The sequence below is a fragment of the Arthrobacter sp. SW1 genome (assembly GCF_001766675.1).
Classification (GTDB): Bacteria; Actinomycetota; Actinomycetes; order Actinomycetales; family Micrococcaceae; genus Arthrobacter.
This window is the reverse complement of sequence record NZ_MJLT01000012.1, coordinates 60,617-72,731: the sequence shown is the minus strand read 5'-3', so window position 1 is coordinate 72,731 and position 12,115 is coordinate 60,617. Positions and strand designations below refer to the sequence as shown.

15 protein-coding genes and 3 tRNA genes are annotated in these 12,115 nt (G+C 66.0%); 3 read left to right on the top strand and 15 right to left on the bottom strand.

Going from position 1 to position 12,115, the window contains the following annotated elements; translation table 11 throughout:
* Positions 1-16 precede the first annotated feature (16 nt).
* The 12 genes from BIU82_RS07715 to BIU82_RS07660 all read right to left on the bottom strand — a co-directional run bounded on the left by BIU82_RS07715 (position 17) and on the right by BIU82_RS07660 (position 6,281).
* Positions 17-1,294 carry an ABC transporter substrate-binding protein gene (locus tag BIU82_RS07715; protein WP_070348885.1) on the bottom strand — a complete coding sequence of 426 codons (1,278 nt, stop codon included), beginning with the start codon at positions 1,292-1,294 and terminating at the stop codon, positions 17-19.
* Positions 1,295-1,610: 316 nt separating this feature from the next.
* Positions 1,611-1,859 carry a hypothetical protein gene (locus tag BIU82_RS07710; protein ID WP_070348884.1) on the bottom strand — a complete coding sequence of 83 codons (249 nt, stop codon included), beginning with the start codon at positions 1,857-1,859 and terminating at the stop codon, positions 1,611-1,613.
* 226 nt (positions 1,860-2,085) lie between these two features.
* Positions 2,086-2,697 (bottom strand): hypothetical protein, encoded by a 612-nt coding sequence (locus BIU82_RS07705; protein ID WP_070348883.1) that lies wholly within the window; start codon positions 2,695-2,697, stop codon positions 2,086-2,088.
* Positions 2,694-3,275, bottom strand: a complete 582-nt coding sequence (locus BIU82_RS07700; RefSeq protein ID WP_139146552.1) for a DUF6286 domain-containing protein — start codon at positions 3,273-3,275, stop codon at positions 2,694-2,696. Before BIU82_RS07700 ends, BIU82_RS07705 begins: the two co-directional genes overlap by 4 nt.
* A 44-nt stretch (positions 3,276-3,319) precedes the next feature.
* Entirely contained in the window at positions 3,320-3,706 is a 387-nt protein-coding gene (locus tag BIU82_RS07695) for a hypothetical protein (protein ID WP_070348881.1), read from the bottom strand.
* The gene (locus BIU82_RS07690) at positions 3,703-3,894 is read right to left on the bottom strand and encodes a hypothetical protein (protein ID WP_070348880.1); all 192 of its coding nucleotides are present in this window, start codon (positions 3,892-3,894) and stop codon (positions 3,703-3,705) included. Before BIU82_RS07690 ends, BIU82_RS07695 begins: the two co-directional genes overlap by 4 nt.
* Positions 3,891-4,313 (bottom strand): Asp23/Gls24 family envelope stress response protein, encoded by a 423-nt coding sequence (locus BIU82_RS07685; protein ID WP_253182716.1) that lies wholly within the window; start codon positions 4,311-4,313, stop codon positions 3,891-3,893. Before BIU82_RS07685 ends, BIU82_RS07690 begins: the two co-directional genes overlap by 4 nt.
* 86 nt (positions 4,314-4,399) lie before the next feature.
* Positions 4,400-4,852, bottom strand: a complete 453-nt coding sequence (locus tag BIU82_RS07680) for a hypothetical protein (protein ID WP_070348878.1) — start codon at positions 4,850-4,852, stop codon at positions 4,400-4,402.
* A gap of 102 nt (positions 4,853-4,954) precedes the next feature.
* Positions 4,955-5,821, bottom strand: coding sequence for a GNAT family N-acetyltransferase (locus BIU82_RS07675; protein ID WP_070349149.1), 867 nt, complete (start codon positions 5,819-5,821; stop codon positions 4,955-4,957).
* Between the two features lie 104 nt (positions 5,822-5,925).
* Positions 5,926-6,001, bottom strand: a tRNA-Phe gene (locus BIU82_RS07670).
* 49 nt (positions 6,002-6,050) lie between these two features.
* A tRNA-Asp gene (locus tag BIU82_RS07665) sits at positions 6,051-6,124 on the bottom strand.
* 84 nt (positions 6,125-6,208) lie between these two features.
* Positions 6,209-6,281, bottom strand: a tRNA-Glu gene (locus BIU82_RS07660).
* A 241-nt stretch (positions 6,282-6,522) separates the two neighbouring features.
* On the opposite strand from BIU82_RS07660, the gene BIU82_RS07655 reads away from it, so the two are divergent.
* Positions 6,523-7,452 carry a DMT family transporter gene (locus tag BIU82_RS07655; RefSeq protein WP_070348877.1) on the top strand — a complete coding sequence of 310 codons (930 nt, stop codon included), beginning with the start codon at positions 6,523-6,525 and terminating at the stop codon, positions 7,450-7,452.
* A gap of 18 nt (positions 7,453-7,470) precedes the next feature.
* Here BIU82_RS07655 and BIU82_RS07650 read toward each other — a convergent pair whose 3' ends face one another.
* Genes BIU82_RS07650 through BIU82_RS07640 form a run of 3 tightly spaced genes read right to left on the bottom strand, consistent with a single transcriptional unit; the run spans position 7,471 to position 10,482 of the window.
* Positions 7,471-8,469: an aldo/keto reductase family protein gene (locus BIU82_RS07650; RefSeq protein WP_070348876.1), complete on the bottom strand. Its 999-nt coding sequence runs from the start codon at positions 8,467-8,469 to the stop codon at positions 7,471-7,473.
* A 2-nt stretch (positions 8,470-8,471) separates the two neighbouring features.
* Positions 8,472-9,395, bottom strand: coding sequence for a carbohydrate kinase (locus BIU82_RS07645; RefSeq protein WP_070348875.1), 924 nt, complete (start codon positions 9,393-9,395; stop codon positions 8,472-8,474).
* Between the two features lie 22 nt (positions 9,396-9,417).
* On the bottom strand, positions 9,418-10,482 hold the full coding sequence (locus tag BIU82_RS07640; RefSeq protein ID WP_253182715.1) for a LacI family DNA-binding transcriptional regulator: 1,065 nt from the start codon (positions 10,480-10,482) through the stop codon (positions 9,418-9,420).
* A 172-nt stretch (positions 10,483-10,654) separates the two neighbouring features.
* Here BIU82_RS07640 and BIU82_RS07635 point away from each other — a divergent pair, with 172 nt between their 5' ends.
* Together BIU82_RS07635 and BIU82_RS07630 are read left to right on the top strand one after the other, a co-directional pair.
* On the top strand, positions 10,655-11,071 hold the full coding sequence (locus BIU82_RS07635) for a metallopeptidase family protein (RefSeq protein ID WP_070348873.1): 417 nt from the start codon (positions 10,655-10,657) through the stop codon (positions 11,069-11,071).
* 75 nt (positions 11,072-11,146) lie between these two features.
* Positions 11,147-12,067 carry a cation diffusion facilitator family transporter gene (locus BIU82_RS07630; RefSeq protein WP_070348872.1) on the top strand — a complete coding sequence of 307 codons (921 nt, stop codon included), beginning with the start codon at positions 11,147-11,149 and terminating at the stop codon, positions 12,065-12,067.
* Positions 12,068-12,115: the final 48 nt, after the last annotated feature.

Sequence of the window (12,115 nt, the reverse complement as noted above, 5' to 3'; positions counted from 1 at the left end):
GGCCGGTGAGGGAACGCTACTTGGCAGCCTCGATCGCGGCCTGCATGTCCGCGAGCGCCTGGTCAACGGTCTTCTCGCCCTTGATGGCGGCGTAGGCGTTGTCCTGGAGTGCCTTGGTGACGCCCGGGTAGAACGGAGTCACGGGGCGCGGCACGGCGTTTTCGATGGAGGTCAGCAGGGTCGGCATGTACGGGGCCTGGGCCACGATATCGGCGTCCTTGTAAAGGCTGGCCTTCACCGGAGCCAGGGAGCCCTTCAGTGCGAAGAACTTCTGCTGCTCGTCTTCAAGCAGGAACTTGGCGAAGTCCAGTGCGGTGGCCTTGTTCTTGGAGTAGACACTGATGGCTGCGCTGTGGCCACCCAGGGACGAGGCGCCGGGGCCGTCCTTGCCCGGGAGCGGGGCTACTGCGAAGGTGTCCTTCACCTTGGACGCGCCATCGGTCTTGGCCAGGTTGTACACGTAGGGCCAGTTGCGGTGGAAGAGGAGCTTGCCGTCTTCGAAGGCCTGGCGGCCCTGCTCTTCCTGGAAGGTGATGGCTTCCTTCGGGATGTTGCCGCTCTTGTAGGCGTCGACCAGCTTGCCCAGGCCTTCCTTGGACTCAGCCGAGTTCACCGTGGCCTTGCCCTGGTCATCCACCACCTTGCCGCCGAAGGTGTTGATTGCCTCGGAAGCATTAACGGTGAGGCCTTCATACTTCTGGTACTGGCCGGCGTAGCAGCCGATCTTCTTTTCCTTCGCGATGGAACACATGGCCATCATTTCGTCCCAGGTCTTGGGCGGTGTGGGAACCAGGTCCTTGCGGTAGTACAGCATGCCGCCGTCGGAGTGCACCGGTACTGCGAACAAGGTGTTGTTGTAGCTCGCAGCCTTCACCGTCGGCTGCAGCAGGGCGGAGGTGTCAACCGCCATCTTGTCCTTGAGCGGCTGCAGCCAGCCCTTGGCCGCGAATTCCGCGGTCCAGACGACATCCACCGTTACCAGGTCATAGTCGGACTGCTTGGCTTGGAAGTGCTGGACGAGGTCGTCATGCTGCTGGTCAGCCTTGTCGGTCTGCTCTTTCAGGGTGACCTTCTGGTCCGGGTGAAGGGCATTCCACCGGTCAACCGTGGGCTGCTGGACAGCGGAGTTGTCCTTGCCGGTCACGTAGGTGATGGGGCCGCGGCCGTCCAGGTTGGCAGCTGCATCGCCGCCACCTTGCGTTCCACCTCCGCCGCCGCCACCGCCACAGGCGGACAAAGAGATGGCGAGCACGCCGGCAACTGCGGCCGGAACGAGGTACTTGCGAGTTTTCATTTCCGGGACTCCTCGATGAGTGAACCAGGTGGGTGCCGCGACGCGGCAAATGTGATGTGGTGCTGCTCACATTAGCGAGGTTTGTCAGAAGAATGCAAGCGTTTACGCACTTCGTTGTAACCGCCACGAAACACATGGGCTGGATACGCCGGGACGGACGCTGCACCGTTGGAGGGAGCCCCGTGTCCGGGCCCATGAACCCGCTATGCCGCGGACCAGGAGGTCTGGGTCAAGCCCGAACGGCCCCCGGCAAACAACGATGGCCGGCCCGCCGCTTTCCGCGGCAGGACCGGCCATCAGCCTTCAGGGCCTGGTGTTACTTCTCGCCCTTGAAGAAGCCTGCGATCTTGGAGCCGAGGCCTTTGACGTTTTCAGCAACGTCGCCGGCGAATTCCTTGGCGTTCTCGACGGCGTCGCCAGCGAATTCCTTCACGTTCTCGGCGGCGTCACCGGCGAACTCCTTGGCGTTTTCCACGGCGTCCGCGGCGAATTCCTTCGCGTTCTCCACAACGTCGCCCTCGGGAGCCTGGCCCTCGGTGTTTTCGGTGCCGTTTACTTCGCTCATGGTTCTCTCCTGATCCTGGTTCTCTTGATTCCTGGTTCGTCGGCTCGACTCAGACGCGTGTCCCCCGGCGGCCCGGGCAAAGCCCAAGCAAGGGAAATGCTTCCCCTCTGCCATCAAGCTAGGGGGCACAGACAACACTTCGCAAGGCAAAACTCCAGTTCAGGGCATATTTGTACACATACAGCACACTGTTCACCAGCGCTTCAGCGCACTTTTACCGGGGCCGTCAGCGGACGCGTTCGGCCCGGCTGAACCTGGACCGGGCGCCGCCGGCAATGTGCAGGAGTACAGGAGTCTTCGCCCCGACCACTTCGTCCAGGGCCCCGATGAGCGCGGAAACTTCCGCGGCAAGCAACTGCGGTGAGACGCCCAGCCGGGGGTGCACCCTCACCCGGAGGCCTGGACGGCCCTGCACCTCGTAGGTGGCAACAGTGACGCCCGCGAGGTCCGGGCGGCCGGCCAAGGCAGCCTTCAACGCCTGCTCCGCAACGCCGCCACCGATCTGCACCTCCCCCGGCGTTGTTTCGTCCTCGTAGTCGGACACGATCAGGTTGGCCCTGCCCTTGCCCTGCTGGGCCAGCCACGCGACCATCAGCACGATCAGGACCACCATCAGGGCGGCAGCAGCAAGCCACAGCCAGCTTTCCTGGCGGCCGGGGATCCGGGTCTGCTCGGCCATGAGGATTGCCTGCTGGTAGGCATCCGAGGCCCAGCCCTGCCACCACTGCGCCACCGCAGGCACGCTCGCCAACAGGACCAGCAGGACACCTGCGCCGAGAAGAAGCAGGCCAAGGATTCCCACCAGGATGCGGTTGAGGACGCGGGGTGTGCCGTTCACGCGCCGATCACCCCCGACTCCGCGATGTTCACCCGGATTGCCGGCATGGGCTCGGGTGCCATGGACCGGAGTTCGTCCTCGACGGCGGACAGCACGCGCTCTTCCTGGACCGGAACCCCGGAGGTCGGCCGCACGTTGACCACCACCAGCCGTTGCGAAACCACCACCATCACCTGTTCCTGGGTGACGTTCGCGGCGGCACGGGCACGCCGGGCGAGGGCCGAAGCGATGACTTCGTCGTCCACCACAACGGCCACCCGGGGATCATCGATGAGATGCCGTGCGCGCTTGCCGGGAAGCACGGCGTTCAGCAGGAAGGCCAGGCCACACACTGCAAGGACCATGCCGAGCACGCCCAGCAGCAGCGGCGGGACGCCGGCGGGGAGGGCAACAATCCGTTCGGCGGCGGTCTGCGGATCGATCAGCCAGGGAGGCTGTCCGATGGCGCGAAGGGCGGACTCCAGCAACCCGTAAATGCAGACGGCGATGACGAGAACCGCAGCAACACCGGCAGCCGCAGCACGGGACGAACGTGTTTCCCGGCGCAGGATAGTGCGGACCCCGGGATCATTGCGCATGTCCGTTTCCGGGCCGCCAGCCCGTGGCAGGCCGTTCCTTGTGCTCATTGAACCCGCCCTCCCTCGGCCACCCGGACTCCGCTGATCCTGATATCCACGCGGCTCAGCATTGAGCCGCTCAGTTCGGTGACCCGCCGGAGGATGCTTGTCTTGGCCGCCACCGCGCGGTCCCGGACCGAGCCGCCAATAGCCGGCACCCGGCCAGGATCACGGAGCACCTCGGCCAAAGATGGAATATTGACCGGTGCCACGATCGACAAAGCCAGCAGTCCGCCGTCGTCCGCCCAGTCCACACGGACATCATGGGCATGCACGCCGAGCGCCTCGGCGGCGGCCTCGCGCGCCAGCGAGGTCAGCGCCTGGGTGCTGATCCGGTTGTGGCCCGCCAGGGCCGGGGAAAGCTGCGGGGCGGCCACAGAGGCTGCGCTCATGACGACGAGCGCCGGCCGGTGATGGCGTCCAGCACGCTGCGCAGGTCAAGCTTCCCGTCCGCGGCACGGCCCAGGAGCGCACCGACGCCCATGAAGAGCAAGGACACCAGGAAACCCCACAGGCCGAACTGGAAGGACATGAAAGCCACAAAAGCACCGATTCCGATGCCGACCACGGTCATGTTCACTGCAGGGCCTCCCTTTCGGTGCCGGACTTGCCGCCGGGTTTGGCGGGCGGGGCGATGTAGACGTCGTTGATTTCGATGTTCACTTCGATGACCTGCAGGCCCACCAGGCGCTCCACGGCCCGGTAGACGGCGGCCCGGACCTGGTTGGCCACATCGTGCAGCGGGTAGCCATAGACGGCTACAAGGTTGATGTCCACGGCCACCTGGGTTTCGCCGACTTCGGCCCGAACACCGGCGGCATGGTCCGAACTGCCCACGGCGTCCCGGATGGCGCCGAGCGCACGGGAGGGCCCGGAGCCGAGCGAGTAGACACCGGCCACGGTTTTCGCCGCGATTCCTGCAACCTTGGCTACGGCGGAGTCGGAGATGACAGTGCGGCCCGTTCCTGCGGGCTGTTCTTCTGCGAGTTCATGTTCCATGCCGGTTTCCATGTCTGCGCCCTTCCCCTAGTCCTGCCTACAACCCTAACGCGTGGCTGCGACAGGATGGGGGCTGGCCCGGCAGCCTACTTGCAGTTCTTGTCGATCCATTCCTCGATCGGCTTCGAGAGCTTCCCGAACTCGTCGCTTCCGTACTTGTTGAAATCCGAACCGGCCGAATCGATGAAGGCCTTGAGCTTGTCGAAGTGCGGTTTCAATTCCTCCGGCACTTTGCCCTGGAGTTTGGCGAGTTCGTCCTGCGCCTTCTTCACATCCTCGGCTTTTCCGCCCACCAACCCGGCCAACGGCAGGATGGAGATGCTCAGGAACGTGGCGCTGACGGAAACACAGGCTTCGTTCATCGAGCCGAAGCCACCGGCCAGCCCGTCGCCGCTGGTGCCAGGGGAGGATTCAGCCGGAGCAGGTTCCGAGGACGGCGCCGGGCTTTGCTGCCCCGCCGGTGCGGGAAGCGAGCAGGCGCTCAGCAGCATGGCCGCCGCAAGTGACAAAGCAAGCCAAAGCCGGGATGTGGTCTTCATTGTTCTCCCCCATTTCGGTACCGCCCGGAGTGTCGGCGAGGAAAGAATACGCCTGCCGGTCCGCGCTGAACAGGGACCGGGTCGGAAGCGAAGGGCACACCCTTATCCGTCCCGGTGGAAATCCGGGGAGTCCGGCCCGCGGACAAATCCGGCGGAACTGTACGTCGCCACGGCGGCGGTGTTGGAGGCCTCGGCGTACACGTGGGCTGCAGAGGCGCCCATCTCCCTCAGGGCTGAAGCAGCGGCCAGAGTGATCGCCGTGCCATAGCCATGCCCCCTATGCCCATCATGCACGCCCATCGGTTCGAGCAGGCCCGGACGGCCCGGACCCGCTGACCATACGGTGGCGGTTGCGACGGCGGTGCCTGCGGCATCATAGGCAAGCAGGCAGCGTGCCGAACGGTAGGCGTATCCCGCCGCCATCGCATGCCACCGTTCTTCGGTGAAATTCCGGCTGCTGAATGCGGCGTTCTGGACCATTCTCCGCGCCGTGGCGAGTGCGGGCCCGACTGTCTCGATGCGGAGCCCGCACTCCGGCACGGATCCGGCCAGATCGCGCGTCAACGGCGTCCACGCCTCGCCTGCGGTCCATCCTGAGTTTCGCAGCCGCCCCCTCAGGGCTTCGCCGAAGCCGGCTTCAATAGACGCGGGGCCTGCGGGAAGGACTCCCTGCCGTGGATTGGAAACATCGTGGAGCATCGCATCTGCGAGTTGCTCGTCGTTGCCCGCCTCCGGCGCGATCGCCAGTCGCAGGAGGGCAGCTCCATCCAGGAACCCCACGGCGGCGATCTGCCCGTCCCGGCGCCAGGCACGGACCCGTGCTGCCAGCGCCGGCGCCCCGATCTGCCAGGCCCATCCCAGATCACCGGGGTGCAGCTGGAATGGCAGGCCGTCCTGTTGCCACACTGAAAGGGCGTCGATCACTTCCGGCAAGGCCGCGGCCGCAGGAGTGCTCAGGGTGATGGGCATGTCCTCCATAAGACTGTCATCCCGGAAAAGCCACAAGGCACCACGCCTGGAAAACAGCGGTTAAAGAAGAAAAGCACCAATTCCGAAGAATTGATGCTTCCCAGTGGTGGCTCCGACCGGCGTCGATCCGGTGACCTTTCGATTTTCAGTCGAACGCTCTACCAACTGAGCTACAGAGCCTGAGGTGTTTTATCACCGTGATAGCCGGAATCTCTTCCGGCCACCAGAGCGACCCTGACGGGACTTGAACCCGCGACCTCCGCCGTGACAGGGCGGCGCGCTAACCAACTGCGCTACAGGGCCTTGCTTGTTTGCGGTATCTCTACCGCGTTTTTCAAGGCTTCCAGCCTAGCAGACTTTTCAGACCGCTTTGACCACTTCCTTGCGTACCCCCAACGGGATTCGAACCCGTGCCGCCGCCGTGAAAGGGCGGTGTCCTAGGCCGCTAGACGATGGGGGCCTGGAACAATCCGGATTCGCGGCAGAAAGGATCCCTAGGAATCATTCCCGCGTGGTCGCTTGTCCGAACTGGACTCTAAAACTTTAGAGCATGGATGCGGGATTTCCCAAATCGGCGCCTGGAACGACATCCGGTGCCCCTCAGGAGGGCATCAGGTCGTGGCGCAAACTTGGCGCTTTCTTGCGGTAGGACGTCCGGAAATCGCGCGCCAAATGTCAGTGGCCGGCGATAGTTTGGCTGCATGGCCACAAGCGCATCCACCACCAGCCCCGAACACATGGCGCCCACCGGCAGCCAGGGCATCAGCAAAGCCGGCATCGCCGCCGTCGTCATTACCGTCATCCTGTGGGCTTCGGCCTTCGTCGGCATCCGGGCGGTCGGGCCGAGCTTCTCCCCCGGCCCGCTGACGCTCGGCCGCCTCGCGGTGGCCGCCGTCGTGCTTGGCGCGGTGGTCCTGCCCACCATCAAAGCCTGGCCGAAAGGCCGCGAATGGTGGCCCATCCTGGCCTATGGGGTGATGTGGTTCGCCGGCTATAACGTGGCACTGAACGCGGCCGAACACATGCTGGATGCCGGGACCAGCGCCATGCTCATCAACGTTTCGCCCATCCTCATCGCGGTCCTGGCCGGCGTCATCCTGAAGGAAGGCTTCCCGCGCTGGCTGATCATCGGCAGCGCCGTGGCATTCGGCGGGGTGGCGATGATCGCCTTGGGTTCCGGCCAGCGCTCGACGGCGGACGTCGCCGGAGTGCTGTTGTGCCTGCTTGCGGCGGTGCTCGCCTCGGTCAGCGTGATCGTCCAGAAACCTGTGCTGCGGAAATTCACGGCAGCACAGGCCACTTGGTTCGGGATCATGGTGGGCGCGGTCTGCTGCCTGCCGTGGGCCGGCCAACTCGTCACCGAAGTCCAGGCCGCGCCCCTGCCCGCAACCCTCGGGCTGGTCTACCTGGGCATCTTCCCCACGGCCATCGCGTTCACCACCTGGGCCTACGCCCTGTCCCTGATCGAGGCAGGCAAGCTCGCCGCCACCACGTACCTGGTCCCGGGGACCACCATCCTGATCTCCTGGGCGCTGCTCAATGAGGTTCCCACCGTCTGGGGACTGATCGGCGGCGTGGTGTGCCTGGTGGGCGTCGGGCTCACCCGCCGCCGCCCGCGCCAAGTACAGTAGCGCCGGGCCCGGCGGGGTTCAGGGGCGAGTGAGGAAGGATTCCACTTTCGACGGATCGCGTTCCACCACGTCGCCCAGGGCCTCATCGATGGCCGCGAGGACCGCCGGTTCCAGGACCAGTTCTGCGGCCTTGACGGTGTCTTCGAGCTGTTCCGGCCTGCTTGCCCCCACGATCGCCGCGGACACGTTCGGATTCGCCAGCACCCAGGCCACGGCCAGCGTCGCCAAAGGAACACCCAGGCCGTCCGCGATGGGCTTCAGTTTCTCCACACGCTCCAGCACCTCCGGCTGCATGAAGCGGTGTTCGGTTTTGAGGGCACCGTCCTTGTCGCTGAAGCGGGCCGAGGCCGGAACCGAACGGCCGCCGTCGTACTTTCCGCTCAGCACGCCCTGGGCGAGGGGCGACCAGCACACCTGGCTGAGTCCCAATTCCTCGCACGCGGGCACCACTTCCGCTTCGATCACCCGCCACAGCATGTTGTACTGCGGCTGGTTGGAGACGAGCTGGATGCCCAGGTCCGCGGCGAGCCCGGCACCGGCCCGGATCTCCTCCACGGTCCACTCGGATACGCCGATGTAGTGCGCCTTGCCGGCCCGCACAATGTCCGCGAACGCCCTCATGGTTTCTTCCAACGGGGTTTCGTAGTCATAACGGTGGGCCTGGTAGACGTCAACGTAGTCCGTTTGCAGGCGGCGCAGGGAACCGTTGATCGATTCCATGAGGTGCTTGCGGGACAGGCCGCGGTCGTTCTTCCCCGGACCTGTCGGGAAGTAGGCCTTGGTCATGATTTCCACGCCTTCGCGCCGGACGCCCTTCAAGGCCTCACCGAGCATGGACTCCGCCTTGGTTCCCGCATAGGCATCCGCGGTGTCGAATGTGGTGATTCCCAGGTCCAGGGCCGTCCGGACGCACTCCGTGGCCAGGTCCTGCTCCACGGTTTCGCCATGCGTGGCCCAGTTCCCCAGGGCGATGGCGCTGACGTACATGCCGCTCGCTCCGAGCTTGCGGTACTCCATGGCTAGCGCGCCATTCCGGCGAGCAGCTCGCGGTGCGTGGGCGGGTTCGCGCCGGGCCGGCCAACAGTGATGGAAGCCGCCATGGACGCGGTCTGCCCGATCCGTTCCAGGACGGTCGGGGCCAGGCCTTCGCTGCCGCGCAGGAGCAGGCCCATGATGAGCGCGGACATGTAGGAATCTCCCGCGCCGATCGTATCCGCCACCACGGACGGGACGGCGGGCACGGTGATCTTGCCGCCCTTGGTGGCCATCAGGGAGCCGCTGCCGCCGCGGGTGACCACGGCCAGTTCGGCACCGAGCCCGAGGATCCGCTCGGCAGCGTCCTCGAGGGAGGCGTCCGGGTACAGCCAGCCGGCGTCGTCATCGCTGAGCTTCACCACGTCCGCCAGCGGAACCAGGTCCTCGAAGATTCCCAACGCCTCGCCGTGGCTGCCCAGCAGGTCCGTGCGGATGTTGGGATCGAAGGTCACCATGCAGCCGCCCTGCGCCTGTTCCAGCAGGTTCCGCACCACGGCCGCGCCGGGCTCCAGGAATGCGGCGATGGAGCCGGTGTGCAGGATCCTGGGCGCGTACGGAAGGACCGCCGGCGGCAGCGCCCATTCGATGTCGAAGGTGTACTCGGCGGAACCGTCGGCAGCGATCTCGGCGGTCGCCGTCGCGGTTTTCGCGAGGGACTGCGAGCCGGGCAGCAGCACCACGCCGGCGCTTTCAAGGTGCGCGGCGATCGCTCCGCCGCGTTCGTCATTGCCGATGGCTGTGAGGAGGCCGACGTTCACGTCCAGCCTGCCCAGTCCGTAGGCGACGTTCGCCGGAGAGCCCCCGGGGTACTCGGTCTGGCCTTCCGGCGCGTTGACGATGTCGATGAGTGCTTCACCGACCACGACGACGTCGAGCGGCTCGGGCGATACGGCTTCGGTGGGGTTCATGGTTTCCTTCGTTGTTGGAGGGTCAGGCGCGCCGGCTGCGGGGTGACGGGTGGGGTGGCGCGACCGATTGTCGTTCGATCAGGGGGCATGCGAGGAGCTCGGTACGGCCGGCGCCGGACCGGGCTCCGGCAAGGACCAGTTCGACGGCGCGGCGGCCCATTTCCACGAACGGCAGTTCCAGCGTGGTCAGGCCGGGGCGCAGGTTCGGGGCAAGGGTTTCCTGGTTGTCGAAGCCGATGACGGAGACGTCCTGCGGAACCCTGAGTCCCAGTGATTCGAGGGCCTGGTAGGCGCCCCACGCGGTGCGGTCGTTGGCGCAGAACACGGCCGTCGGGGGCTCGTCCAAGGCCATGAGCCGAAGCATTTCCGCGCGGCCGTCGGGAACCTCGCCTCCGCCGTCGCACTGCAGCCGCGGGTCGGCGTCGATCCCGGCCCCGGCGAGCGCACGCAGGTACCCGGCACGGCGCCCGGCGGCGGCCGGCAAGGCCACGTCGTCAGGCCTTCCGATGTTGATCATCGCGATCCGGCGGTGTCCGGCGCCGAGCAACCGCCTGGTGGCGGTGTACCCGCCCAGCTCTTCGTCCGGGGCAATGCCGGGCAGCCTGCCGCTGCGGTCCCGCGAATTAAGCACGACGGCGGGAACCTCGCCAAGTGCCTCGGGCACCTCCAGCTGGCGGTGGTACATACCCGCGTAAACAACGCCGGCCACCTTGTAGGAAAGCATCATGTCGAGGGAGGACTTTTCCAGCTCCTTGTCCCCGCCCGTGTTCACGGTCAGCAGGAGCAGGCCGGCTTCCCAGGCGCGGGCCTGGGCTCCTTCGATGATCTTGCCGGCGAAAGGGGCGGTGGCCACGAAATCGCCCACGAAGCCGATCATCCCGGCCACGCCGTCCCGCAGGACCTTGGCGTGGGCGTTGGTGCGGTAGCCCAACTGCCGGGCGGCTTCCTGCACGCGGTGCCGGGTCTCTTCGGAGAAGCGGGTGCCGGAGGCGTCGTTGAGGACCAGGGAGACGGTGGCCTGGGAGACTCCGGCGGCGGCGGCGACATCGTGCATCGTGGGCCCCGTGCGGTTGCCGGGGCGGCTCATGCCGTGTACCTGCCCATGCTGCTGCGCCGTACCTGTCTGCGGAAACCGCCTTGCCGGAGGAGTTGCTGTGAAAGCCTTGGACATACGGAGGTTATACGCATAACCAAAGCCCGGAAAACTGTATCCCCGGTCACTCTGCAGCGTCAACGCCCGCAGCGGTTAGAGTCGAAGAATGTCGTCCCACCTGCCGCCCGGCCTGCCGATCCGTCCTGACGGCACGCCCTTCGACATGTCCGAGGAAGAGTTCGAAGCCGCAGTGAGCGACGCCCTTCTGCTGATACCGCGCAAGCTGGCGCGGGCCATGGACAACGTGGCGGTGTTCATCGAAGACGACTACGTCCCGGGACCGGGCGAGGACCCGGACACCGTCCTCCTCGGGCTCTATGAGGGCGTGCCGCTCACGGAGCGCGATTCCTGGTGGGAAGCCGGTTCCCTGCCGGACCGCATCACGATTTTCCGGCAGCCCATCCTGGACATCTGCACCTCCCGCCAGGAAGTGATCGACGAGGTCGCGGTCACCGTGGTCCACGAGATTGCCCACCATTTCGGCATCGACGACGAGCGCCTGCACGAACTGGGTTGGGACTGACGCGGCGATAGCGCCCATCCGCTTCCCCAACCTCGCTGCGCTCGGCCGGGGCCCCTCGCGGATAGCCTTATAGCCATGGGGCACGACCACAACCACGCACACGGCATCACGGCGACCGGGAAGCACCGGAAGCGGCTCATCGCTGTCCTGGGCATCACCCTGGCGGTGGTGCTGATCCAGGTGGCGGGCGCCGTCGTCTCCGGCTCGCTTGCGCTGCTCGCCGACGCCGGCCACATGCTTTCGGATGCCGCGGGCGTTTTCATCGCGCTGATGGCAGCCTGGGTCGCCACCCGTCCGCCGAGCGATCAGCGCACTTACGGGTACCAGCGCGCCGAGGTCCTGGCCGCGCTGGCGAACGCCCTGATCCTGATCGTCATTTCGGTGGTGATCCTGATCGAAGCCATCCGCCGCTTCGGGGATTCGCCGGAAGTCCACACGGACACCATGCTCTACGCGGCCATCCTCGGCGCCGTGGCCAACCTGGTCTCGCTCCTGATCCTGCGTGGCTCCCAGAAGGAGAGCCTCAACCTGCGCGGCGCCTACTTGGAGGTGCTCGGCGACCTCCTGGGCTCCTTTGCCGTCATCGCCGCGGCGGTCGTCATCATGGTCACGGGATTCCAGGCCGCGGATCCCATCGCCTCGATCCTGATTTCGCTCATGATCCTGCCCCGCGCCTGGCACCTGCTCCGGGACGTGGTGGACGTACTGCTCGAAGCCACCCCCAAGGGCGTGGAGGTCAGCATGATCCGCGAACACATCCTCTCCGTGCACGGCGTGGTCGGCGTGCACGATATCCACATCTGGACCATCACGTCCGGCGTCCCCGTGTTTTCTGCCCATGTGGTGGTGGAGGACAGCATCCTCAACGCCACCAGTACGGACCGTCTGCTGGACCAGCTCACCTCGTGCCTCGATTCGCACTTCGACACCGAGCACTGCACCTTCCAGCTGGAGCCGGCCAGCCACTCCGAGCACGAAACGCACCAGCACGCCTGACAGCGCCCGAACGGGGCGCCCTGCGACGGCGACACACCGCGCAAATAC

What these genes read in the sequence shown, in the direction of transcription:
- BIU82_RS07695 (WP_070348881.1), bottom strand. Translation starts at nt 3,706, where the DNA reads ATGAGCGCAGCCTCTGTGGCCGCCCCGCAGCTTTCCCCGGCCCTGGCG.
- BIU82_RS07710 (WP_070348884.1), bottom strand. Translation starts at nt 1,859, where the DNA reads ATGAGCGAAGTAAACGGCACCGAAAACACCGAGGGCCAGGCTCCCGAG.
- BIU82_RS07700 (WP_139146552.1), bottom strand. Translation starts at nt 3,275, where the DNA reads ATGCGCAATGATCCCGGGGTCCGCACTATCCTGCGCCGGGAAACACGT.
- BIU82_RS07630 (WP_070348872.1), top strand. Translation starts at nt 11,147, where the DNA reads ATGGGGCACGACCACAACCACGCACACGGCATCACGGCGACCGGGAAG.
- BIU82_RS07685 (WP_253182716.1), bottom strand. Translation starts at nt 4,313, where the DNA reads ATGGAACATGAACTCGCAGAAGAACAGCCCGCAGGAACGGGCCGCACT.
- BIU82_RS07680 (WP_070348878.1), bottom strand. Translation starts at nt 4,852, where the DNA reads ATGAAGACCACATCCCGGCTTTGGCTTGCTTTGTCACTTGCGGCGGCC.
- BIU82_RS07650 (WP_070348876.1), bottom strand. Translation starts at nt 8,469, where the DNA reads ATGGAGTACCGCAAGCTCGGAGCGAGCGGCATGTACGTCAGCGCCATC.
- BIU82_RS07635 (WP_070348873.1), top strand. Translation starts at nt 10,655, where the DNA reads ATGTCGTCCCACCTGCCGCCCGGCCTGCCGATCCGTCCTGACGGCACG.
- BIU82_RS07640 (WP_253182715.1), bottom strand. Translation starts at nt 10,482, where the DNA reads ATGAGCCGCCCCGGCAACCGCACGGGGCCCACGATGCACGATGTCGCC.
- BIU82_RS07715 (WP_070348885.1), bottom strand. Translation starts at nt 1,294, where the DNA reads ATGAAAACTCGCAAGTACCTCGTTCCGGCCGCAGTTGCCGGCGTGCTC.
- BIU82_RS07675 (WP_070349149.1), bottom strand. Translation starts at nt 5,821, where the DNA reads ATGCCCATCACCCTGAGCACTCCTGCGGCCGCGGCCTTGCCGGAAGTG.
- BIU82_RS07645 (WP_070348875.1), bottom strand. Translation starts at nt 9,395, where the DNA reads ATGAACCCCACCGAAGCCGTATCGCCCGAGCCGCTCGACGTCGTCGTG.
- BIU82_RS07655 (WP_070348877.1), top strand. Translation starts at nt 6,523, where the DNA reads ATGGCCACAAGCGCATCCACCACCAGCCCCGAACACATGGCGCCCACC.